The 22919-nt window shown below is 37.5% G+C and carries 23 protein-coding genes; 5 read left to right on the plus strand and 18 right to left on the minus strand.

Annotated elements, in window-relative coordinates; translation table 11 throughout:
• The first annotated feature begins 60 nt into the window (after positions 1–60).
• Positions 61–1242 carry a M20 family metallopeptidase gene (locus ACPWSR_RS06165; protein WP_426350819.1) on the plus strand — a complete coding sequence of 394 codons (1182 nt, stop codon included), beginning with the start codon at positions 61–63 and terminating at the stop codon, positions 1240–1242.
• 123 nt (positions 1243–1365) lie between these two features.
• Positions 1366–2793, plus strand: a complete 1428-nt coding sequence (locus ACPWSR_RS06170) for an MFS transporter (RefSeq protein WP_426350820.1) — start codon at positions 1366–1368, stop codon at positions 2791–2793.
• Between the two features lie 97 nt (positions 2794–2890).
• Here ACPWSR_RS06170 and ACPWSR_RS06175 read toward each other — a convergent pair whose 3' ends face one another.
• The 6 genes from ACPWSR_RS06175 to rbr all read right to left on the minus strand — a co-directional run bounded on the left by ACPWSR_RS06175 (position 2891) and on the right by rbr (position 8618).
• Positions 2891–4921, minus strand: coding sequence for a thioredoxin domain-containing protein (locus tag ACPWSR_RS06175; RefSeq protein WP_426350821.1), 2031 nt, complete (start codon positions 4919–4921; stop codon positions 2891–2893).
• A gap of 166 nt (positions 4922–5087) precedes the next feature.
• Entirely contained in the window at positions 5088–5573 is a 486-nt protein-coding gene (locus ACPWSR_RS06180) for an NUDIX domain-containing protein (protein ID WP_426350822.1), read from the minus strand.
• A 149-nt stretch (positions 5574–5722) separates the two neighbouring features.
• Positions 5723–6499 (minus strand): prolipoprotein diacylglyceryl transferase, encoded by a 777-nt coding sequence (gene lgt, locus ACPWSR_RS06185; RefSeq protein WP_426350823.1) that lies wholly within the window; start codon positions 6497–6499, stop codon positions 5723–5725.
• 131 nt (positions 6500–6630) lie between these two features.
• On the minus strand, positions 6631–7326 hold the full coding sequence (locus ACPWSR_RS06190) for a FadR/GntR family transcriptional regulator (RefSeq protein ID WP_426350824.1): 696 nt from the start codon (positions 7324–7326) through the stop codon (positions 6631–6633).
• Between the two features lie 26 nt (positions 7327–7352).
• On the minus strand, positions 7353–7862 hold the full coding sequence (locus ACPWSR_RS06195; protein ID WP_426350825.1) for a DUF2179 domain-containing protein: 510 nt from the start codon (positions 7860–7862) through the stop codon (positions 7353–7355).
• Between the two features lie 168 nt (positions 7863–8030).
• Positions 8031–8618 (minus strand): rubrerythrin, encoded by a 588-nt coding sequence (gene rbr / locus ACPWSR_RS06200; protein WP_426350826.1) that lies wholly within the window; start codon positions 8616–8618, stop codon positions 8031–8033.
• Between the two features lie 256 nt (positions 8619–8874).
• On the opposite strand from rbr, the gene ACPWSR_RS06205 reads away from it, so the two are divergent.
• From ACPWSR_RS06205 to clpB, 3 genes are all read left to right on the plus strand, one after another.
• Positions 8875–9288, plus strand: a complete 414-nt coding sequence (locus ACPWSR_RS06205; protein WP_426350827.1) for a Fur family transcriptional regulator — start codon at positions 8875–8877, stop codon at positions 9286–9288.
• Between the two features lie 147 nt (positions 9289–9435).
• Positions 9436–9879 carry a Dps family protein gene (locus ACPWSR_RS06210; RefSeq protein WP_426350828.1) on the plus strand — a complete coding sequence of 148 codons (444 nt, stop codon included), beginning with the start codon at positions 9436–9438 and terminating at the stop codon, positions 9877–9879.
• 170 nt (positions 9880–10049) lie between these two features.
• Positions 10050–12677, plus strand: a complete 2628-nt coding sequence (clpB, locus tag ACPWSR_RS06215; RefSeq protein WP_426350829.1) for an ATP-dependent chaperone ClpB — start codon at positions 10050–10052, stop codon at positions 12675–12677.
• A 119-nt stretch (positions 12678–12796) separates the two neighbouring features.
• On the opposite strand, the gene ACPWSR_RS06220 is transcribed toward clpB, so the two are convergent.
• The 12 genes from ACPWSR_RS06220 to ACPWSR_RS06275 form a co-directional block, all read right to left on the minus strand.
• Entirely contained in the window at positions 12797–14128 is a 1332-nt protein-coding gene (locus ACPWSR_RS06220; RefSeq protein ID WP_426350830.1) for a glutathionylspermidine synthase family protein, read from the minus strand.
• Complete coding sequence (locus ACPWSR_RS06225) at positions 14103–15365, minus strand: glutamate-cysteine ligase family protein (protein WP_426350831.1); 1263 nt, start codon at positions 15363–15365, stop codon at positions 14103–14105. The genes ACPWSR_RS06220 and ACPWSR_RS06225 overlap by 26 nt, the downstream gene beginning before the upstream one ends.
• A 59-nt stretch (positions 15366–15424) precedes the next feature.
• Positions 15425–15895, minus strand: a complete 471-nt coding sequence (locus ACPWSR_RS06230) for a YbaK/EbsC family protein (protein WP_426350832.1) — start codon at positions 15893–15895, stop codon at positions 15425–15427.
• 192 nt (positions 15896–16087) lie between these two features.
• A complete protein-coding gene (atpC, locus tag ACPWSR_RS06235) occupies positions 16088–16489 on the minus strand; it encodes an ATP synthase F1 subunit epsilon (protein ID WP_426350833.1) in 402 nt (133 codons plus the stop codon).
• Entirely contained in the window at positions 16486–17889 is a 1404-nt protein-coding gene (gene atpD / locus ACPWSR_RS06240) for a F0F1 ATP synthase subunit beta (protein WP_426350834.1), read from the minus strand. Before atpD ends, atpC begins: the two co-directional genes overlap by 4 nt.
• A 13-nt stretch (positions 17890–17902) precedes the next feature.
• On the minus strand, positions 17903–18748 hold the full coding sequence (gene atpG / locus ACPWSR_RS06245) for an ATP synthase F1 subunit gamma (protein ID WP_426350835.1): 846 nt from the start codon (positions 18746–18748) through the stop codon (positions 17903–17905).
• A gap of 1 nt (position 18749) precedes the next feature.
• A complete protein-coding gene (gene atpA, locus ACPWSR_RS06250) occupies positions 18750–20267 on the minus strand; it encodes a F0F1 ATP synthase subunit alpha (RefSeq protein ID WP_426351357.1) in 1518 nt (505 codons plus the stop codon).
• Positions 20239–20823 (minus strand): ATP synthase F1 subunit delta, encoded by a 585-nt coding sequence (atpH, locus tag ACPWSR_RS06255; RefSeq protein ID WP_426350836.1) that lies wholly within the window; start codon positions 20821–20823, stop codon positions 20239–20241. Before atpH ends, atpA begins: the two co-directional genes overlap by 29 nt.
• Positions 20811–21326, minus strand: coding sequence for a F0F1 ATP synthase subunit B (gene atpF / locus ACPWSR_RS06260; protein WP_426350837.1), 516 nt, complete (start codon positions 21324–21326; stop codon positions 20811–20813). The genes atpH and atpF overlap by 13 nt, the downstream gene beginning before the upstream one ends.
• A 27-nt stretch (positions 21327–21353) precedes the next feature.
• The gene (gene atpE, locus ACPWSR_RS06265; protein ID WP_426350838.1) at positions 21354–21599 is read right to left on the minus strand and encodes an ATP synthase F0 subunit C; all 246 of its coding nucleotides are present in this window, start codon (positions 21597–21599) and stop codon (positions 21354–21356) included.
• 58 nt (positions 21600–21657) lie between these two features.
• Positions 21658–22347, minus strand: a complete 690-nt coding sequence (atpB, locus tag ACPWSR_RS06270; protein ID WP_426351358.1) for a F0F1 ATP synthase subunit A — start codon at positions 22345–22347, stop codon at positions 21658–21660.
• Positions 22344–22688 carry an ATP synthase subunit I gene (locus tag ACPWSR_RS06275; RefSeq protein WP_426350839.1) on the minus strand — a complete coding sequence of 115 codons (345 nt, stop codon included), beginning with the start codon at positions 22686–22688 and terminating at the stop codon, positions 22344–22346. Before ACPWSR_RS06275 ends, atpB begins: the two co-directional genes overlap by 4 nt.
• Positions 22689–22919 lie beyond the last annotated feature (231 nt).

Consider the following 22919-nt stretch of genomic DNA (forward strand, 5'->3'; position numbering starts at 1 on the left):
AATTAGACCATTAAAAGCTTATACAGAGAACTAATAAATAGATGATTGGAGGGCTTGAATGTGAACTATTTAGAGAGAGCACAAAAACTAAAGACGGAACTAATTTCATTCAGACGTTATTTTCATAAAAACCCTGAGATAGAAATGAACCTCCCTAAGACAACGGAATTTGTTATGAGCACCTTAAAAGAAATGGGCTATGAACCAAAGAAAATATGTGAATCAACTATTACAGCTTCCGTGGGAAAAGGTAATGGTAAAGTAATTTTACTTAGGGCAGATATGGATGCCCTGCCTATGAAAGAGGACAGTGGTCTGGATTTTGCCTCTACAAACGGATACTGCCACGCCTGCGGTCATGATTTACACACCTCTATGCTTCTTGGAGCCGCTAAGATGCTTAAGGAAAATGAAGAAAATATAGAAGGTACTGTTAAGCTTTTATTCCAGGCAGGTGAGGAGGTTTTTCAAGGATCTAAGGCTGCAATAAAAGCAGGGATACTGGAAAATCCAAAGGTTGATGCTGCTCTTGGCTATCATGTAGGTGCTGGAAAAATGCCTGTAGGAATCTATATGTATAACAGCGAAAATACCATGATGTTTTCTAATGACGGATTTAAAATTACCGTAAAGGGAATAGGGGCTCATGGTGCATATCCTCAATATTCCATAGATTCAATTAATATTGCAGCTCATATATATATTGGACTTCAGGAATTAATAGCCAGAGAGGTTGATCCAACGGATACTTGTGTGCTGACTATAGGAAGCTTCAATGCCGGTACAGCTCCTAATATTATTCCTGAGACTGCTATACTTCAGGGGACAATCCGAACTGCCTCTACAAAAACTAGAGAACAGCTTGTAAAAAGAATGAAGGAGGTTTCAAAGCTTACCGCCGAAACCTATAGAGGGACCGCTGAGGTGGAAATGATTTCAGAAGTGCCTCCGCTGATATGTAATCCCGAATTTACAAATGAAATAGTAAAGTATATGCAGGAGCTGCCATTAGAAGGACTTATGGGATATCCAAAGATACAAGCCAGTGCTTCTGACGACTTTGCTGAAATTTTAAACCGTGTTCCTGGAGCATATATGTATCTTGCTGCTGGCTTCCCTAATGATGAGATAAACTATCAAGCCCATACTCCAAATGTAAGATTCAATGAGGATGTTCTTCCTTTTGGTGCTGCAGCTTTAGCACATTCAGCTACTCAATGGTTAAAGTCTCATAAAGATTAATACTAGAGAGAAGCTTTAATAATTAGCCTTGTATAAAAAGGTAATAAACTAATGAAGATTAAGGGAATGTAAAATTCTTTGGGAGAAATTAAAAATCTTATATTAATTAGGGGGAATTATATTATGTCAAAAGAACAAGCTTCCGCTACTTCAGTGGCAATACCTCTACCTAAAGGCAAAAAGCTAGCAGTCCAGATAGGCTGTATATGCATGATGCTCTCCGTTGCAATGTTAGGCCTCAGCTTAAGCGTTTTACAGGGACCTATTCTTACAAAAATGAATGCTATGAATTATTTTTCTCTACTAACTATTTTTGCCTCTCTTGGACTTTCAATAATGACTCCAATAGGAGGAAAGCTCGGGGATTTATTTGGTCGCAGAAGAATTGTAATCGTTTCAGGGATTATTGCTACAGTATGTGGTCTTGGACTAGGTATAGTAAAGAGCGTCGTTCCTTTTATGATACTGCGTTTAATTCTTGGTGCAGCTCAAGGGGCATACACTGCTGCTCCATATATTATTGCTCGTGAAATAAACGAAGCTAAGGATGTTCCAAAAGCCATGGGTTTGTTATCAAGCTCTATTGCCATAGGCGGTTTTGTTGGCAGCATTATAGCCGGTGCGTTAACCGATATGGGCTACCTGAATCTTGCTATTATGTTTCCTGTTATCCCTCTTATAATAGGAGTTGTGCTTATTGGCCTTAATATGCCAAATAAGGTAAGACAGGATAAGGTAAGTATTGATTTCCCAGGGATAATAGCTCTGGCTATTGTTCTCACTTCCTTCCTTCTTGCGATGAATTATGGGGGTAAAATAGGATGGACTAATCCTTATATTCTTGGTGGCTTTGTAATTGCAGTTATCTCTATATATTGCCTTATTAAAATAGAAAAGAAAGCAGCAGAGCCTATTATCCCAGTACAGTTATTTTCAAGCAAGCCCTATACCACTCTTTTATTAGTCGGCTTCATAGCATACTTCTATCAAAATACAATGAATGTTTATGCACCTCTAGCAGTACAGGAAGTTTTAAATGCTTCTACTACAGCTTCAGGAGCTCTTCAATTACCACGAACAATAGTGACAATGATTTTACCTGCTTTTGCGGGAATTTGGGTGGCTAAAAAGAAGGATAATTCATGGAAAGCCATGGCTATCGCCATGATCATGGTTATCCTCTGCTTCATGCCCCTTAGCTTTACTACCAGCACAACTTCTATAGCTATCTATATTGGAGCTATTACACTTACAGGTATTGCCGAAAGCTTCCGTGCCGTTTCTATCACCCCTGCAGCTCAAGGAACCTTATCACCTAAAAACTTAGGCATTGGTACAGCTCTTGTAACCTTTGTTAACTCTCTTGCCACTTTGTTTTCAGCAGCAATATCAGGAGTAATCTTTGATGCCAATGCTGACTCAATAAATACTGCTATCAATTCAATATATATCACTACCACTGTTATTACCATTATAGGCTTATTAGTTGTTTTAATTTTAGTTCGTAAGAATACACGGAATAACGCTAAGGAAAGTAGTATAGGGGTTTAGTGAGATAGTAAAATAAAAAGCCCATTGCTTATATTCAAGGTATAAGCAATGGGTAAATTTATTTAACTAAAATATTCTTATGGAAATCAAAGACATCCTACAAGGTTAAATCCTCTATGCTGCTCACAGGCAGACTACACACTCTATTCCTGCACAAATAATATGCAGCAGTTTCCTCTAAGGAAGCATAATCCGCAGTAAAAGGAGCAAGCTTCTCAAGCTCTTTACTATTTTCCTGATCCTTTACAATGGTCAAAAGATTAAAGGGTGATTTTTCTCTTAAAAACTCTAATAGCTGTGTCTTATCCTGTGAAGACTTGATAACAGCCACCAGGTCTAAGGGCTCACTGAGGGCAAAGGCTGCGGCTACAAGATAGAAGGTATAGTTCATTTCATAGCCTTCCTTTGCACCAGTAATGTAGGATAGCTGCTCATCGGCCTCTGCTTCTAACTCCTCTCTCCCTGTAAGCCTTGCTAGGCGTATAAGATTATAGGCAGCTACAGAGTTTCCGGAAGGCATTGCTCCATCATAGAGCTCCTTAGGTCTTGCTATGAGATTTTCTCCCTTATTACTGTATAGATAATAGCCTCCGCCTTTTGTATCCTTGAAGTCCTCTATCATTTTATCTGTAAGCCTTAGGGCTTTTTCTAAATAATCTATTTCAAAGGAAGCTTCATAAAGCTCTATAAGTCCATGGGTTAAAAAGGCATAGTCTTCTAGATAGCCATTAAACCTGGCCTCTCCTTCTCTATATCTAGCTAACAAGCCACCTTCCTCATCAACCATATTATTAAATATAAAGTCTACAGCCTTAGAAGCTTCCTTCAGATATACTTCATCTCCTAAAACCCTGTAAGCTTTACCTAGAGCTGCTATCATAAGACCATTCCAGGAGGTAAGGAGCTTATCATCTTTGTGGAGCTTAAATCTATTGCTTCGATATTCCTGTATTTTTTCTTTAAGTCTATTTATCTCTTCTGAACTCTCATCATAAGCCTCATTCTTAAGGAGATTAGGTATATTCCTTCCTTCAAAGTTTCCTTTTTCAGTGATGTCGTAGTACTGATTAAAGAAACTGCCCTTCTCTTCTCCTAAAAGGTCAATCAACTCATCAGGAGTAAAGAGATAATACTTCCCTTCTTCTCCTTCTGTATCAGCATCCTCGGCACAATAAAAGCCTCCTTGAGGAGCTTTAAGAGAATTAAATACATAGCCAATTGCATCTTCAGCAACTCTCTTATATAAATCCTTCTTAGTAATCTCATAGGCTTCTAGATAAACTGTTATGAGCAGGGCATTGTCATAGAGCATTTTTTCAAAATGTGGTACTAACCACTTTTTATCTACAGAATATCGAGAAAAACCTCCTCCTATATGATCAAAGATTCCTCCTCTATACATCTGCTGGAGAGTCTTCTCTACGATATGAAGTGCCTTCTCCTCTTTTGTAAGGGCATAATATCTAAGTAGAAACATAAGTCTATGGCCTGTAGGGAACTTAGGCTCTTTTCCAAAGCCACCGTAGGTTTCATCAAAGCTTTCTTGTAGCTCTCTGTAGCCCATCTTCAGTACATCCATCTTAAGAGGCACCTCTTGAGCCTTTGCTACGAAAAATTTGTCTAAATCCTCCATTACCTTATCACTGGTGCTTCTGAGCATGATCTCTTCCTTATCCCATCTATGAGCAATAACTGCAAGGATATCCATAAAGCTAGGAAGTCCATATCTAGCCTTCTTAGGAAAGTATGTACCAGCATAAAAAGGTTTCTGTTCGGGGGTCATAAATATACTGAGAGGCCAGCCACCCTGTCCTGTAAAGGCCTGACATACAGTCATATATATACTATCAATGTCCGGTCTTTCTTCTCTATCTACTTTGATAGACACAAAAAACTTATTCATAAATTCTGCAGTTTCTTTATCTTCAAAAGACTCTTTTTCCAAAATATGGCACCAATGGCAAGTGCTGTAACCTATACTTAAGAAAATCGGCTTATTTTCCCTCTTTGCCTTTTCAAAAGCTTCCTCTCCCCAGGGATACCAATCCACTGGATTATAGGCGTGCTGCAGAAGATATGGAGACTTTTCATTTATCAACTTATTAGGGCTTCCGTGGGCAGTAGTCATAGTTATTACCTCCTAGCTTAGGCTTTCATCATTATGTATTAGTATATAGCATTTTTCTTTTTTATTATGTCCGAAGGGAAAGGATTTAAAAGTTATTTCATAAAAGCTGCTCCTTTTTATTATAAAAAAATACGGTACTGCTTTAGAGCAAACCGTATTTTAAATATTATAGAGATTTCTTTTTCACCTGAATCTCATGCTCTTCTATGTAATTTTTAAAAGGCTTCCCTTTATGATAGCTGATTATTTCTTCAGCTATAGCTGGATACATCTCTATATCTTTAAGCTTCTCTATAGGAATCCACTCCACACCAGTCTGGCTGGGGTCAGGTTTTTCAGGCATTTTAGGAATTGAACCTTCCTTCAGGCTGCAGTGGAAGGTTATGTCCACCCAGTGAGTATCTCCATAGATATAGCTGCTTTTTGTAGGCTGATATTCATAAACAAAGGCAATGGGTCCTACCTCTATATCTACACATACCTCTTCTTTTGCTTCTCTTATAGCTGCTTCCTTGAGAGTTTCACTACTCTCAGCTCCTCCAGCAGGAAGATTATAATGAGGTTTTCCTGTGGCTTCATTTTTAAAGCGAGACAGAAGCACCTCATCATCCTTTATAATTAATGCCCCTGCTCTAAGCCTGACTTTTTCCATAAATATCCCACCTTTCTATATAACTATATTTTATATCATTTTTCCTCATTTATAATTGAACTATTATTGAATTATCGTATAAAAAAACGGCACCATTAAGAGTGCCGTTTTTTATCAATAAGTCATAACTCATGTGCCTGTCACCAACATTAACTGAACCATGTCCTTCTTTTTCTTATGAGAACTATTATACCAATAACTCCTATTACTATTCCTGCTATGCTCACTAGCTGAGCAGTTCTGAGGCCCATGATCATTAGGCTATCAGTTCTTAGACCTTCTATGAAGAATCTTCCTAAGGAGTATAAAACCATGTAGGAAAACATCACTATTCCTTTGCGGTGCTCTTGTCTCTTATAAAGAATGATAAGTAATATTGCAAACACTACGAGATTCCACAGGGATTCGTATAAAAAGGTTGGGTGATAGTAAGTGCCCTCTATGTACATTCCCTTTTGAATAAATTCTGGAAACATGCTTATGAATTCCTCAGTTACTGGACCTCCATGGGCTTCTCCATTCATGAAGTTTCCCCATCTTCCTATGGCCTGGGCTATGATAAAAGAGGGGGCTGCTATATCAACCATGTCTGCAAAGCTAATTTTCTTGAACCTGCAATATATATAGGCCGCTCCTACTCCAAAGATTACTCCTCCATGGATAGCAAGTCCACCTTCTCTAATATTAAATATAGATAATAGGTCGTCCTTGTAATTATCAAATTCAAAGATTACATAATAAAGTCTAGCTCCGATAACTCCTGGTACTAAAGAAAATAGAAAAGTATCTAAAAAGCTATCAAAGCTAATGTTTTTGATCCTGCAATTAAACCATGCTACCACAAGTGCGATAAGCATGCCTGATGCTATTAATATTCCATACCACCTTATAGGTAGTCCAAAGATTTCAAAGGCTATGGGATTCATATATTTCCTCCTAGGTTTTTAGTTAATTGTAATTTACTTCATTTTGTATTTCAAGGGCTTCAGGGAAGTTATTTCTGATTAATCAGAACATTACAAAGAGCCTCATGAGGTTTTCCCATTAAGGCAATTTGTTAAAGCTCCTTAAAATGCTCTCTTATTAAATCGAAATGTGCCTTCATGGCTTTATAAGCACCATCTACGTCTTTATTTTCAATAGCTTTTAAAATTCTTTCATGATGAATTATTAAATTGCTCCAGGTATGCTCCGCTTCAAAAATTGATTTTCTAGCATCCATAATAAACTCATCTATGAGCTGAGATAATACCTGCAGTATGTTTATTATAAGGATATTATCCGACGCCATAGCTATCTTATAATGAAATTGCTTGTCCAACCAGGTACTTTCCCACTCCTCATCTGATTCCTTTAATTCCTTTAATATCTCCCGGAGCTCTCTTATATCCTGTTCCACAGCTCTTTCTGCGGCCAGAGTTACCATCTGAATCTCCAGCATCTCTCTAAATTCCATTATATCTCTTGTCTTACCTTCATTTAAGATAAACATTGTTGATAATGGTTGAAACAAACCTCCCTGAAAATCACTTTTTATATAATTTCCTGCTCCCTGTCGACTTTCTATGAGTCCAATAATCTCCAGAGCTCTCAGAGCTTCTCGAACGGAGGTCCTGCTTACCTTAAGCTGCTCTGCCAGTGCCCTCTCCGTGGGAAGCTTGTCTCCCTTTTTTATGGATCTTTCAAATATCAACTCTTTAATCTGATCTACTACCTGATCATATATACTATTATTTTTCACTTCATTTTCCATAAAATCTTATTTCTCCACTACTCTATTTATTTTCTTATACCATATCCACCGTAGATAGTTTTTGTATCGCTTATTGATATAACTGTATTTATTTCGCTCTTATGAAGAAGCTTTATAATAGCATTCTTTCTCTTTCTTTTTGCATGGAGAAGGAATATCTTCTTAGGCTCCTTATAACCTTCTGCACCCATAACAGTCATCCCTATATTCTCTTCCTTTAAAAGAGAAGCTAATCGTCCTGCTTCCGACTCAGGAACAATTACATTTATGGTTACAAGTCCTAATGCAAGCTTTTCTTCTATAGTAGTTCCCAGAAGTATACCTACACCAAAGCCCAGAGCATAAAATACCATTCTAATAGGATCCTCCTGAATTCCAACCAAAACAGTACTCATCAAAAAAAGCCATATAGTCACTTCAAAAACTCCAATAATAGCACCATAAACTCTTTCACCTCTGGTCATCAGCACAGTCCTAAGGGTCATCAGAGTAACCTCTAAAATCTTAGCAAAGAATATCAATAAATAATTTAACATACATGGCTCCTCCTTTTTATAAAACAAACTCTCATTTATTAACAATGATAGTACAATATCCAATAAAAAGAAAGTAGTACTAGGGTAAAATGATGATATTTAACTATAAATTAAAAGAACTGAGGTTGTACTACTGTACCTTCTCAGTCCTTATAAATATTCTATATTCTAATAGTTTCTTGCAGCAATCTGGAAGTAGCTCTTAGGATGTAAGCAGGCTGGACACTTTTCAGGTGCAGCAAAAGCTTCAACTATAAAGCCACAGTTTCTACACTGCCAAAGAACCTTCTCTTCTCTCTTCCATACCACTTCTGAATTTATATTATTTAAAAGAGCAAGATATCTTTTTTCATGCTCATACTCAACCTTAGAAATATTATCAAAGGCAGCAGCAACCTCTGGGAAGCCTTCCTCCCTAGCAACCTTTGCAAACTCAGGATACATCTCTGTCCACTCTTCATTTTCTCCCATAGCAGCAGCCTTCAGATTAGAAGCAGTGTCCTCAAATAAAGCTACAGGATAGGAAGCCGTAATTTCTATAGCCTCTCCATTATAATCATTCTTTAAGAATTTAAAAAACCTCTTGGCGTGTTCCTTTTCCTGTTCAGCAGTTTCCATGAATATTTCAGCAATCTGCAGATAGCCTTCCTTCTTTGCCACGCTAGAATAATAAGTATATCTCGTTCTAGCCTGTGATTCCCCAGCAAAGGATTTCAATAGATTTTCTGCAGTTTTTGTACCTTTTAGTGATTTCATTAATAATACCTCCTTAAACACTTACACCAAAGTTTAAAATTTAACTAATATATTAAATTTCGTGTATATTTTAACATTTTAATATTTTTTAGTCAAGCTAACAATAATTAATATTAGATAAAAACTCTTGCAAATTTATAATGGTAACAATATAATTAATTTAATACAATATGCTAACTATAAGTAATTATAAATTACTTGCATAAGAGCAAACTAACGCTGTCTGGAGCTGTAAAATTAAGAAAGGATGATGGATATGAAAATAGATAACGTAGACAGTTATCTGAGGGACAACGGAGTCAATCCTTCCTATCAGAGAAGCAAAATTTTCGAATATATAGTAAATAATCATAATCATCCTACGGTGAGTCAAATATATGAGGCCTTAATAGAAAAAATACCAACCCTTTCTAAGACTACGGTGTATAATACCTTAAATCTTTTTGTTGAGAAAAAGCTGGTTGAAGTAATTACTATAGAAGGTAATGAAGCACGATATGATATATATAACCCCGAGGATCATGCCCATTTTAAGTGCACAGAATGTAAAACTCTTTATGATATTCCAATAAACTTTAACAATATATTTGTAAAAGAGCTAGAGGGCTTTCAAATTCAAGAGCAGTATGTTCATTTCATCGGCAAATGTGCAAATTGTTTGAAAAAATAATAAATGTAATTTATAATGAATACAATACAAATAATGTAATGTATTCATTTTTTTTATAATTATCTATTGACAAACTACTATATAAGAATTATTATTATATTGTAACCAATACAATTTTAGAATAATTTTAAAGGAGTGATTATTAATATGAAAAATGAAAACTTAATTAAAGAAATGAATGTTTATCTTGCTAACTTAAATTTACTATATGTAAAGCTTCACAACTATCATTGGAATATCCAAGGTAAGGGCTTCTTCCAGCTTCATGCTACCTATGAAACCTTATATGATCATGTAACTGAAACTCTTGATGAAGTAGCTGAAAGAATACTTATTATAGGAGAAAGACCTGCTGCTTCCATGAAGGAATACATGGCACTTGCTACTCTTAAGGAAAGAGAAAGTGCACCAATAGCTGTAGAAGCTTCCGTAAAAGAAGTTTATGAAGATTTTGAAGTTATGTATCAAGATACCTTAAAGCTTATCGCTCTTGCTGAAGAAGCACAGGATCCTGTAACTGCAGATATGTTCACTGGCTATGCTGCAGAGTTCCATAAGAACCTTTGGATGATGAGATCCTATCTAGCATAATATATTAGATAATTGAGGATGTATTGAAAAGCTTATGCAGCTTTTCAATACATCCTTTTTATATTTAAAGCTGCTATCCTCTCACTTCATTAATAATAGAGAAATATTTCTGAAAAATAGTATAATAATAATTAGAGCTTATAAAAATATAGATACATAGGAGGGATACAATGAATCTTGAAAAATTTACTCAAAAATCCTTACAGGCAATACAAGAGGCCCAATCCCTTGCACTATCCTATAAAAATATGCAGATTGAACAGGAGCATCTATTATATACCCTTTTGACTCAAAAGGATGGTCTCATACCTGAGATGATTAGAAAGCTGAATATTAATCTTGAAGGTCTCATAAAAACTGTTAAGGATAAGATAGAGAGGCTTCCTGCTGTTACAGGTTCAGGAAGAGAAGCAGGGAAAATCTATGTTTCTTCAAGGGTAGAGGAAACCTTAATAAATTCTGAAGCCATAGCTAAAAACATGAAGGATGAGTTTGTTTCCGTAGAGCACATAATGCTCTCTATATTAGCTAATCCATCCACAGGGTTAAAGGATTTATTCACAGATTATTCCTTAACAGAGGATAAGTTTTTACTGGGACTCCAGGAGGTTAGAGGCAACACTAGAGTCACCAGTGAAAATCCAGAGGGAACCTATGATGTATTAGAAAAATACGGCTATGATCTGGTTAAGAGAGCTGCTGAGCAGAAGCTGGATCCAGTGATAGGAAGAGATACAGAAATAAGAAATGTAATCAGAATACTATCTAGAAAATCTAAAAATAATCCAGTACTTATCGGAGAGCCAGGGGTTGGTAAAACTGCCATAGCTGAAGGCCTAGCTCAGAGAATAGTAAGAGGTGATGTACCCAATAGCCTTAAGGATAGAAGGGTATTTGCTCTGGATATGGGAGCCTTAGTAGCAGGAGCCAAATATAGAGGCGAGTTCGAGGAAAGGCTTAAGGCTGTACTTAACGAGGTAAAGAGTTCTGAAGGTAAAATAATCATGTTCATAGATGAGCTTCATAATATAGTGGGAGCTGGTAAGACTGAAGGTGCAATGGACGCAGGAAACCTACTGAAGCCTATGCTTGCCAGGGGAGAGCTTCACTGCATCGGTGCCACTACCTTAGATGAATACAGACAATATATCGAAAAGGATCCAGCTCTAGAAAGGCGCTTTCAGCCAGTTATGGTAAATGAGCCTAACGTAGATGACACCATAGCAATACTTAGGGGACTTAAGGAAAGATATGAGGTATTCCATGGGGTTAAAATTCACGATCAAGCTCTCATAGCAGCAGCTACTCTATCAAATCGCTATATAACAGATCGCTTTCTTCCTGACAAGGCCATAGACCTAGTGGATGAGGCTTGCGCCATGATTCGTACAGAAATGGATTCTATGCCTATTGAGCTGGATGAAATCTCTCGTAAGATAATCCAGCTGGAGATTGAAGAAGCAGCTTTAAAGAAAGAAAAGGATGAGCTATCCCAGGAGCACCTTAAAGAAATTCTCCAGGAGCTTTCAGAGCTTAGAGAAGAATTTACTGCCATGAAGGCAAAGTGGGAAAATGAAAAAACCTCAATTAATAAAGTACAAAAAATCCGTGAGGATATAGAAAAGGTCAATGCAGAAATAGAAAAAGCTCAAAGAGAGTATGACTTAAACAAAGCCGCTGAGCTAAAGTATGGAAGACTCCCTGAGCTTCATAAACAGCTGGCTATAGAAGAAGCTGCCTCTAAGCCTCTAGAGAATCAGGATTCCCTTCTTAGAGATAGTGTTACAGAGGATGAGATAACCAAAATTGTAGCACGATGGACTGGAATACCTGTTTCTAAGCTTATGGAGGGAGAGAGAGAAAAGATCCTTAACCTTGAAAAGCACCTTCATGAGTATGTAATAGGACAGGATGAGGCTATCGTTAAGGTTTCTGAGGCCATCCTTCGCTCCCGTGCAGGAATTGCCGATCCTAATAGGCCTATAGGCTCCTTCTTATTCTTAGGACCTACCGGGGTGGGAAAAACACAGCTGGCAAAGGCCTTAGCAAAAACCTTATTTGATGATGAGAAGAATATAGTAAGAATAGATATGACAGAATATATGGAGAAATTCTCTGTAAGCAGGCTTATCGGGGCTCCTCCCGGCTATGTGGGCTATGAGGAAGGTGGCCAGCTCACAGAAGCAGTAAGAAGAAGGCCTTATTCTGTAGTGCTTTTCGACGAGGTAGAAAAAGCTCATCCAGAAGTATTTAACATACTCCTTCAGGTACTAGACGACGGAAGAATCACCGATTCTCAGGGTAGACTCGTGGACTTTAAAAATACTATAATCATTCTCACCTCTAATCTCGGCTCCTCCTATATATTAGATGGAATAAAGGAAGATGGAACCATCAGTGAGGCTGCCAAGGAGGAGGTTAACAGGCTGCTCAGAAGCTCCTTCAAACCAGAATTTTTAAACAGGCTGGATGAAATAGTATTCTATAAGCCTCTCTCAAAGAAAGAAATCTTTAATATTTCCGACCTTCTCCTTGAGGATCTAAGAAAAAGACTTAAGCCTCAGCAGCTGGAGCTGGAGCTTACAGATAAAGCAAAGGACTATTTAGTGGAAGCTGGCTACGACCCTATTTACGGTGCTAGACCCCTGAAGAGATTTATCCAGAGCAAGGTAGAAACCCTGATTGCAAGGCTCATACTCCAAGGGAATCTTTCTACAGGAAGCACCCTAATTGTAGATTATGTAGAGGATAAGCTCACCGTAAGAGCTGAGAACAGAAAGCTTAAAAAAGTTGATTAAAAATAAGTGCCGAGAAGAGACTACTCTTCTCGGCACTTATTTTACACTTTAATTGTGCATACTTCTGTTTTATAGGTAATATACACCAATTTATATATCATAATGAATATTTTATCGGTCTATTTCTCTTTCACTAGAACGGAAGGAATTGTCCTCTCTCCATGCTGAGATGAAATCAGCTTACCTTCGGAGGCTCTTGAATATATCCCCTTCAGCTTCTCATTGTACACATAGAGACCTGTAAGGTTGCTATATTCTTCGAAGTCCGCTTCCGGATTATTAAATAAATCTATGTTTAAGCTCCTATATGGGTTATGAAACTCCTGAAGGATATAAGAATCCTCCCTGTGCTCCTTCACTAGCTCCTCCCACTGAGAGGAAGTATAGCTAACTCCTGCAAAAACACCCTTTGAGCCGTAGGAATCCTCTGGCTTTATAATCCATCTATCCTTTTCTGATAAAACAATTCTTAGGTCAGCAGCCTTTAAATCAGCGGTATAAGGAACATGACTCTTAACAAAAGCTATCTCCTCTGGTGTTAAAAGTCTCAGTGTTTCTTCCTGGTGAAGAAGCTTAAATAAAACTTTATTATGAACAAGCTGAGTTCTAAACTCTCCTAAGAGACAAACCTTCTCATCCTTAACTGCCTGAATAAAGGGTTGTATTTCCTGTAAATTAGCCATGATATCAGTGGTAACAGCCCTTCTATAGATAGCGTCTATCCTTTTACCTGTAGGAGAGATTAGCCTTCCATCCTGATATTTCAGCTTCCTTATTTCACAAACTTCCGCACTATAGCCCTTCTTCTTGAAGCTTTCGGCGAAGATCTCAAACTCTGTAGGATTTCCCTTTTCGATGAAATCCACTATGGCTATATGGGGTTTTTCAGCTTTATGCTCATAGCTGTCATAAATCTTCATAAATTCTTCTACCCAAGAATCAAAAAGCTCGAAGGAGGAAAGGTCATATAGCCTTGAAAAATCCTGATAAGCCTTAGTTTTTTGAATTGCTATGTTAAGCTCCCTATCCTCATTCATGGCACTGGAGCCATCAGTATTAAATTCGCAGAATTTAAAGCTCTTATCCTCTTCATTATAAAATATGTCTATCCTGGCCATGGGTATCAAGGAGTCATATAGAGGTCTTCTTAAAATCAGCTCCTCCAGCTCCTTAGAAAAACCGAAAAGCCTTCTATAGTCTTCATTTTTATAATATTCCTCTATAACCCTTCTAAAAATTCCATAAAGGGTATCTACTAGCTTCTCAAATACTTCAACATCCCCTTCCGTAAAGAGCTTGGGGATAAAAAGAGTTCTTATAACCCTGCCCCTATATCTAGCAGAGGAGTTGTTTATATATCCTAAAGCTTCCTCTCCTGAGGCGATGTTTTCTGCCAAGCTTTCTGTTATAAGCTTCCTATATATACTATTTAATTCCTTTAATTCCTTCATTGATATATTTCTCCTTCTCCATGCTTGCTAGAGTTTTTCTTTCCTCTGTAAGCTTAATAAATGGAGCTAGATACTCCTTTTCCTGGATATCAGCCTCTTTAAGGGCTCTTTCCATTAGATAATCTACTATCTCACTGACAGGTCTTTCATATATCCTTCCCTGGTAGCCTTTTTCCATAAGCTCTAGCTTCCCTTTTTCTATAGCTTCTAAGGAAACCTCACCAATATATTGGCATATATCTTTAAGAACCTCCCAGGAGCTAAAAAGCAGCTTTATCAGTGTAACATAAGAAAGGACATACTTAAGCTCCATGCTGTCAGCCATTCTTATTTCAACATAGCTCTTCAATCTAACATCTGGAAAAAACATAGAAATTATATGCTCTATTTCTTCCTCTGTCAGCTCTCTTTCGGAGTAATATTCGCTTATCTTCTTATAGCCTGTATATACAACCTCTCCCTTATCCATAAGAAGTATAGCTGGTGAATCATAAATATATTCTGCATAGGCTTCAAAGCCAAAATCGTCATTTAGTGCACAGGGCACTACATTGCACCTATCCCTATCAACATTGTTCCATATATGAGTTCTAAGAAGATTTAAGGGATACACCTCTCCCTGAAATATCGGTGAATTATCGGTAATTAAAGAAAATATAGGTCCTAATATGGAGGCCGTCCTAAACTTTTTAACAAAATCCTCTTCACAATAATAATCTATGGATACCTGAGTAGAACCTGTTCCTCTCATCATATTAATCCCCATAGTTCCACTGGTCTTAAAATGATCATTCATAAGTGCATATCTTTCCTTAGGAATAAGCTTTAAATCCTCTACCCTGCTCTTAGGTTGATAGCCCAAGACTGAATAGGTGTAGGGAGTATTCTTTAATATAGCTTCTAGCTTATCTAAAAATCCCTTATATATCCTATGAATGTCCATTATAGTCCTTTGTGGACTTATACTGATTTCAAACTGGGAGGCTGGTTCTAAGCTAATGCTGAATTCTTCACAGTCAAAGCCTAACAGATTTCCCTCATCGTAGATCAAGCCTTCACCCTTTGATGAAAACTTCTCTATTATCCCAGCAACCTCCTCATAAGGAGCTGCAAGACCTGTTTCCTTATCAATTATAAAATGTTCTACCTCAACCCCTAAGGTTGGTTTTACATTACCCTTTATACCACCTTTAAAATAATCAATAAGCTTTTTAATATTTGCCTTTCTATAGTCCAATTTATACAGCCCGCTTTCATCTAATATATTCTAGTAAACTATTATGTATTCTAATAAATTTATTCTGGAATTTTGCATACATCAATCCAGTCTACAGCTTTTGAAGCTATAAAAAGCTCCTCTGGATTAAGCTCTATAGCAGAGCTAGTGGTTCCCGCTGCAGGGAATACTGTGTTAAACCTTTCTAGAGATTTATCAAGATAAACCCTGACACCTTCCTTAAGAGCAAAGGGACATACTCCTCCTACAGGATGACCTGTTAACTCCTCAACCTCTTCAAAAGGAACCATTTTAGCCTTTTCTCCAAATACAGCCTTAAACTTACTATTATTAATCTTACCATCTCCTGCAGTCACTATGATTATACAGCCTTCCTTTACCTTAAAGGACATGCTTTTAGCAATTCTAGCAGGGATAACGGAAAGAGCCTCTGCCGCTAGCTCTACCGTGGCACTGGAGGTAGTAAATTCCTGTATCCTATCCTCCAAGGACCATTGTTCCAAATATTTTTTTACAGTTTCTACAGACATTATTCTACCTTCTTTACTATAAATAATTATTATGATTATGTGTCAATTCCAAAGTTATAAGCATTTTATATTTCCTTATATTATATAATAAAAAGTACGGAATAGAAAACTATTATTAATAGCTTTATTCCGTACTTTTCTCTTTTCACACTATGTTAAAATCTTTTTAATTATCTTATTGTATACTTTTAGCTAGTCATTAATATTTTCCGCAGCCTTTAGCCTGTTAAGAGCCCTTTTAAGTGCAAGCTCAGCTCTTTTAATATCAGTGCCTTCCATGGTAGACTTAAGTCTAACTTCAGCTCTTTCTTTAGCCTTCTCTGCACGATTTAAATCTATATCCCTTGAGCTTTCCACTGATGGAGTAAGAATAGTAGCTTTATCTCTTTCAAAATAGAGCATTCCTCCTGCAATAGCATAGGTCTCCCTATTATCATTTTCTATAGTAGTAATATTGGATATTTCAAGAATTGCTACCACAGGCATATGGCTTGGAAGTATACCTATTTTTCCATCGGTAGTAACAACATTTAATATAGAAGTCTCCAGCTCCTTATAAAAGCCCTGGGGAGTTACTATTCTTAGTTTAATCATGAATTACCACCTAAGGCTCTATCCTTTTCTATAGCCTCTTCTATTGTTCCTACGAACATAAATGCCTGTTCAGAAAGATGGTCCACCTTTCCTTCTAAAAGCTGTTTAAAGCTTTCTATGGTATCCTTAAGAGGAACATATTTTCCCTTTATTCCTGAGAACTGCTCAGCTACATTAAAAGGCTGAGAGAGGAAGTTTCTAGCTCTTCTTGCTCTATTAACGATTATTTTATCTTCATCAGATAGCTCATCCATACCAAGGATTGCTATGATATCCTGAAGCTCCTTATATCTCTGAAGCAGCTTCTGAACACCTCTTGCCACCTGGTAGTGCTCCTCACCAACTACTAGAGGGTCAAGCATTCTGCTGCTGGAGTCTAGTGGATCTACAGCAGGATATATACCTAAAGCAGCTATGCTTCTATCCAGCACCGTCTTTGCATCAAGATGAGTGAAGGTGGTAGCTGGAGCTGGGTCAGTAAGGTCATCAGCAGGTACATAAATAGCCTGAACTGAGGTTATAGAACCATTTTTTGTGGAGGTTATTCTCTCCTGAAGCTGTCCCATTTCTGTAGCAAGAGTAGGCTGGTAACCAACAGCTGAGGGCATTCTTCCAAGAAGGGCTGAAACCTCTGAGCCTGCCTGTGTAAAACGGAATATGTTATCTATGAATAGAAGTACATCAGCCTTCTCCTCATCACGATAATACTCTGCCATGGTAAGTCCTGATAAGGCAACCCTCATTCTTGCCCCTGGACTTTCATTCATCTGTCCATATACCAGTACTGTTTTATCCAGAACTCCTGAGTCCTTCATCTCGTGGTACATATCGTTTCCTTCTCTGGTTCTTTCACCAACACCGGCAACAACAGACATACCTCCATGCTCCTTAGCGATATTGTGAATAAGCTCCTGCATCAGTACTGTCTTTCCAACACCTGCTCCTCCGAAGAGACCTGTTTTACCTCCCTTAGAATAAGGGCAGAGAAGGTCTATAACCTTTATTCCTGTCTCTAAAATCTCTGCAGAGGTCTGCTGCTCAGCAAAGGATGGAGCGGTTCTGTGAATAGGTAGCCTTTTTTCTGTCTCTACCGGTCCCTTTCCGTCTATCTCCTCACCTATAACATTGAACATTCTTCCTAATACTTCTTTTCCTACAGGTACAGAAATTGGACCTAGGGTATCCACACATTCCATTCCCCTAACAAGTCCATCGGTGCTGGCCATGGAAATACATCGAACACAGTCATCCCCAATGTGCTGGGCCACTTCTACTGTTATTTTTTCTTTATCATTTATTTCTATAAGAATAGCATTATTTAATGCAGGAAGCTTATCCTCCTGAAAGCGTATATCTACTACAGGACCGATAACCTGCACGATCTTTCCTATATTCTGCATTTCTTCTCCTTTCCTACAATGCACCAGCACCAGCAACTATTTCAGTAATTTCCTGTGTTATAGCTGCCTGCCTTGCCTGGTTATATTGTAATGTCAGCTGCTCCTTTAATTCCTCTCCATTATCTGTTGCGCTTTCCATTGCTACTCTTCTGGAAGCCTGTTCACTGGTCTTAGTCTGAAGCCACAGACTATAAAGTACTGATTTAAGAGTCATGGGAATCAGCTCCTCACAGATTTCATCAACACCAGGTACAAACAAGGTTTCCTGAAGCACCTTCTGCTTTTCTTCCTTTATGTTTTTTTCAACGGGGAGCAAAAGTTTTTTTGCTGGCTTAAAGGTTATAGCATTAATAAACTCTGTATAAATTACCTGTATCCTTCCAATCTCATTTTTTAGATACATATCTATGGCCTTATCCATAAGCTTAGAGCTTTCACCATAATCTAAATTATCACTATCTATATAATCATTTATAACAACATAGCCTCTATTAGAAAACCATCCTCTGCCCTTTGAACCAATTACCATGATAGGATCCTCTAGCTTAGAAGCTTCCAATGCGTAACGGAACATATTAGAATTATAACCACCACAGAGGCCTAGGTCTGAGCTAAAAACTATCGTTAGAACCCTGTCTGAGCTCTTTCCCTTCAGGAATGGATTATCTAAATCTCTATTGTTAGCTAATATCTGATGAAGGGTTTCCAAGAGTACCTCTGAGTATTCTCTATTTTGTTCCATGGTATTTCTTATCTTAAGCAGCTTTGCATTAGCTATGAGCTGCATGGCTTTTGTTATCTTTATCGTGGCCGTAGTTGAACGAATACGACTTTTTAAAGCTTGCTTATTCTGTGCCATTTTATTTACCTAACAGCTTATATCTATCAGAATATTCTTTGATAGCTTCCCTAATAAGGTTCCTCAGATTATCATCTAGAGCTCCCTTTGTATCTATCTCCCTTAATATATCCTGCTTTGAATTTTCAAAGAAGCTGTGCAGCCCTTTCTCAAAATTATGCACTTCATTAAGCTCTATCTCCCTCAAGAATCCATGCTTTGCAGCAAAGAGTGAAATTACCTGCAGTGGCATAGACAGAGAAGAATATTGTCCCTGTTTGAGAAGCTCCGTAAATCTTGCTCCCTTATCTATTACTGCCTTAGTAGAAGCATCTAAGTCACTTCCAAACTGAGTAAAGGATAAAAGCTCATTATACTGAGCTAGCTCCAGCTTTAAGGATGAAGAAACCTCCTTCATAGCTTTCGTTTGGGCAGCACTACCTACACGAGAAACACTTAAGCCGCTATCCACTGCTGGTCTTACCCCTGCATTGAAAAGCTCAGTCTGTAGGAATATCTGTCCATCAGTTATTGATATAACATTCGTTGGAATATAAGCAGAAATATCTCCTGCCTGAGTCTCAATTATTGGAAGAGCTGTTAAAGAGCCTCCACCTAACTCATCGCTGAGCTTTGCAGCTCTTTCCAATAGCCTTGAATGAAGATAGAACACATCCCCAGGATATGCTTCTCTTCCTGGTGGTCTCCTAAGTAATAATGATAATGTTCTGTAGGCAACAGCATGCTTGCTCAGGTCATCATAAACGATGAGCACATCCTTGCCCTGCTCCATCCACTCTTCTCCTATAGCACAGCCTGTATATGGTGCTATATATTGTAATGGAGCCAGCTCTGAGGCACTGGCAGATACCACTGTGGTATACTCCATTGCTCCATGATGCTTTAGCTTTTCTACGATTTGTGCCACGGTACTTGCTTTCTGTCCAATGGCAACATATATACAGTTAACATTCTTACCCTTTTGATTTAATATTGTATCAATGGCTATAGCAGTTTTACCTGTCTGACGATCTCCTATTATAAGCTCACGCTGACCCTTACCTATTGGAATCATAGAGTCTATAATCTTTAGTCCTGTCATAAGAGGCTGATGAACGGATTTACGAGTCATAACTCCAGGGGCTACCCTTTCTATGTTTCTCCACTTAGTAGACTTTATCTCCTCACCGCCATCAATAGCTTGGCCAAGGGCATTAACAACCCTTCCCAGCATGCAATCTCCAACGGGAACATCGACGATTTTACCAGTTCTCTTAACCTCGTCTCCTTCTTTTATATTTCTATCGGAGCCCAGCAATACTGCTCCTACATGGTCTTCCTCTAAATTAAGCACCATGCCGTATACCCCTCCTGGGAAAAGAAGAAGCTCGCTGGCCATGGCCTTTTCAAGACCATGAATTAAAGCAATACCATCTCCCACAGTTATTACTGTTCCAACCTCAGAAACATCAAGTACCTTGTTATAATTCTTTATTTGGGCCTGAATAACCTTACTGATTTCTTCCGGTCTTAAATTCACCTCTGTCACCTCCACTAACCACTTTGCTGCTATTTATGGCAGCTTCCTTAATAGCTCTAAGCCTTCCTGCAACGGTATTATCTAAAACCTTGTCCTTTATCTTGACTCTTACTCCTGCAATACAGCTCTTATCTATCTTTTCTATTAGTTCTATGGTTTTATTAAATCTTTTCTCAAGAAGGGTTCGTATCCCTTCTAATTCATCTTCTGTTAATTTAGTAGCTGAAGTAACCTCAGCCAACTCTATATTCAATGCTTTATTAGCTTCCTGTAAAAACTCACTGCAGATTTCTCCAAAATGATTAAAGCGTCCTTTATCAACGAGAATTTCTAAGAAATTCTGTATAAACTCCTCACATTCAAAAAGCTTTCTAAGGATTCCCTTTTTATCGCTTTTCATAACACCAGGATGCTTCATAAGCTTTAAAAGCTCTTTATTTTCTTCTATGCACTCTTTTATTTCCTGAAGCTCCTTTTTATAAAGCTCCACCTTATCTTCCTCCACTGCTATATTAAACAGTGCCTGTGCATAGTTTTTTGCTATTATGCCTGCCACAAGCTCTCACCTGCTTCATCAATAAATTCAGCTATAAGCTTACGATGATCCTTATCATCCAAGTCCTTTTTAAGGATTTCTTCTGCCACTGTCAATGCAACATTACTTATTTCCTGCTTCATCTCATCAGCAACAAGATACCTTTCCTGCTGGATTTCAGCCATTGCCTTTTCTCTTATAAGCTTGGCATTTTGTTTAGCAGAACTTACTATTTCCTCTGCCTCCTTTTTAGCGTCTATCTCAGCCATCTCAATTATTTCCTTAGCTTGATGCTTGGCCTTTGCAAACTCTTCCTTGGAGCTCTCACAGTACTTATTTCCTTCTTTATTTTTTTCTACAGCTTCTTCAAGCTGGCTCTTAATAAATTGCTGTCTCTTATCTAGATAATCCTTTAAGATATTCCAAAAATACTTTTTAGCAATTATAACAATAAGAAGAGTTGATATAAGCACCATTACCATATCTACAGGATCAATCCTCAGATAATTATCTATATTAATCATAAAGGAATCTCCCTTCTTTCCCTACTATTAACCCTTTAAGAATATTAATATTAAAGCTATAACTAGGGCATAGATACCAGTAGTTTCTGATAATGCTATACCAAGAACCATCATTGAACGAATTTCTCCTGCAGCCTCTGGATTTTTACCTACAGCTTCACAAGCCTTGCTAGCTGCTATACCTTCACCTATACCAGGACCAAGACCTGCTACCATCGCTATACCTGCTCCTAAAAGTGCCATACCTGCTACAAAATATTCATTATAATTCATCTTTAAAGTTCCTCCTTAAATATATAAAGTCTTTGAAATTTTTAAGCTGCTTTCTTCCCTACTGTGCTTCTGATAGGAAGAAGGAAGCTAAAGTAAAGAAAATATAGGTCTGCATAAATGCAGTAAATACATCAAAATACATGTGTAAAATGGGTGTAACAGCAAAAGCCACAACTGTATAAGGCATCATAGATTCTATCATCCCATATAGCAGGGTAACAATGATTGTCCCACCCAGCATATTTCCAAATAAACGGAGAGTAAGAGATAACGGAAATGCTAGATCTCCAATAACGTTCAGTGGAAATAAAAAAGGAAGTGGCTCACACCAAGCCTTTAGCTTTCCCTTAACCCCATGAAGCTTAATATCTGTACCATGAATCAAAAATACCATCATTAAAGACAGAGTAGCATTTACACTGAGATTAGAGGTGGGTGGCTGCAAGCCTAAAAGTCCCGCTAGGTTACTTATAACCATACACAGCATCACAGTTCCCATGAAGGGCAGATACTTCCAAGTTTTTTCATTTAGGTTACCTCCAATGACGCCCTTTACTAGTCCAGCAAGAACTTCAAATACAAGGACTACTCCCCTAGGCTCAGTGGTTGGATCTGCTTTCCTTATCCTGCTTCCAGCCCATACTAGAAGTATTCCTACTACTGCCAATATACCAAGCCATATTACAATACTTTGATGAATTAAAAATTCACTGTTTCCAATGTGAATTAATATTCCTTCCAGGTTTATTCCTCCTCCTTTCTATAAAAATAAATTGCTGGATTTAATAATGAAAATCCTATAAGCAAAGTGATTATATTAATTTTATTCTTTAAAGCAAACACAATAACAACACCATAAAAAGCAAATCTAATGAAATAAGATAACATCGTTGCTCTATATGGCTTTCTTGAATATATTAACTTCTCTGAAGTAATAACCGTACCAATAAAACCTGTGGTTCTTGCTATTGCCCCTATTAATAATCCAAGGACTACTGATATGTCTTTAGTGATCAAATAACAGATTCCGGCTCCTATTAGAGCTAAAGTATTATTCATTATAATAATCTTACTGAATAATTTAGTCATATTATTTCACCTCCTATTCAGCATATTTTTACATTATACCGTCTTTTATTTAGACAATTTTTTCTCTTTTATGGTTATATTTGAAAATTAATATAGTAATTTTTACTATATTTTAAGTTATTTTTTATTTTAACAATAAATTTATTCTAACAAAATTTTTGTATAGGTACAATATCACAAATAGATTAATAAGATAAAATTAATAGACTCCTTTAAAAACACAAACCCGTT

Source organism: Alloiococcus sp. CFN-8 (assembly GCF_049943125.1).
Taxonomy (GTDB): domain Bacteria; phylum Bacillota; class Clostridia; order Clostridiales; family Clostridiaceae; genus JAEXZL01.

What these genes read in the sequence shown, in the direction of transcription:
- ACPWSR_RS06170 (WP_426350820.1), top strand. Translation starts at nt 1,366, where the DNA reads ATGTCAAAAGAACAAGCTTCCGCTACTTCAGTGGCAATACCTCTACCT.
- ACPWSR_RS06175 (WP_426350821.1), bottom strand. Translation starts at nt 4,921, where the DNA reads ATGACTACTGCCCACGGAAGCCCTAATAAGTTGATAAATGAAAAGTCT.
- ACPWSR_RS06180 (WP_426350822.1), bottom strand. Translation starts at nt 5,573, where the DNA reads ATGGAAAAAGTCAGGCTTAGAGCAGGGGCATTAATTATAAAGGATGAT.
- lgt (WP_426350823.1), bottom strand. Translation starts at nt 6,499, where the DNA reads ATGAATCCCATAGCCTTTGAAATCTTTGGACTACCTATAAGGTGGTAT.
- ACPWSR_RS06190 (WP_426350824.1), bottom strand. Translation starts at nt 7,326, where the DNA reads ATGGAAAATGAAGTGAAAAATAATAGTATATATGATCAGGTAGTAGAT.
- ACPWSR_RS06195 (WP_426350825.1), bottom strand. Translation starts at nt 7,862, where the DNA reads ATGTTAAATTATTTATTGATATTCTTTGCTAAGATTTTAGAGGTTACT.
- rbr (WP_426350826.1), bottom strand. Translation starts at nt 8,618, where the DNA reads ATGAAATCACTAAAAGGTACAAAAACTGCAGAAAATCTATTGAAATCC.
- ACPWSR_RS06205 (WP_426350827.1), top strand. Translation starts at nt 8,875, where the DNA reads ATGAAAATAGATAACGTAGACAGTTATCTGAGGGACAACGGAGTCAAT.
- ACPWSR_RS06210 (WP_426350828.1), top strand. Translation starts at nt 9,436, where the DNA reads ATGAAAAATGAAAACTTAATTAAAGAAATGAATGTTTATCTTGCTAAC.
- clpB (WP_426350829.1), top strand. Translation starts at nt 10,050, where the DNA reads ATGAATCTTGAAAAATTTACTCAAAAATCCTTACAGGCAATACAAGAG.
- ACPWSR_RS06220 (WP_426350830.1), bottom strand. Translation starts at nt 14,128, where the DNA reads ATGAAGGAATTAAAGGAATTAAATAGTATATATAGGAAGCTTATAACA.
- ACPWSR_RS06230 (WP_426350832.1), bottom strand. Translation starts at nt 15,895, where the DNA reads ATGTCTGTAGAAACTGTAAAAAAATATTTGGAACAATGGTCCTTGGAG.
- atpC (WP_426350833.1), bottom strand. Translation starts at nt 16,489, where the DNA reads ATGATTAAACTAAGAATAGTAACTCCCCAGGGCTTTTATAAGGAGCTG.
- atpD (WP_426350834.1), bottom strand. Translation starts at nt 17,889, where the DNA reads ATGCAGAATATAGGAAAGATCGTGCAGGTTATCGGTCCTGTAGTAGAT.
- atpG (WP_426350835.1), bottom strand. Translation starts at nt 18,748, where the DNA reads ATGGCACAGAATAAGCAAGCTTTAAAAAGTCGTATTCGTTCAACTACG.
- atpF (WP_426350837.1), bottom strand. Translation starts at nt 21,326, where the DNA reads ATGATTAATATAGATAATTATCTGAGGATTGATCCTGTAGATATGGTA.
- atpE (WP_426350838.1), bottom strand. Translation starts at nt 21,599, where the DNA reads ATGAATTATAATGAATATTTTGTAGCAGGTATGGCACTTTTAGGAGCA.
- ACPWSR_RS06275 (WP_426350839.1), bottom strand. Translation starts at nt 22,688, where the DNA reads ATGACTAAATTATTCAGTAAGATTATTATAATGAATAATACTTTAGCT.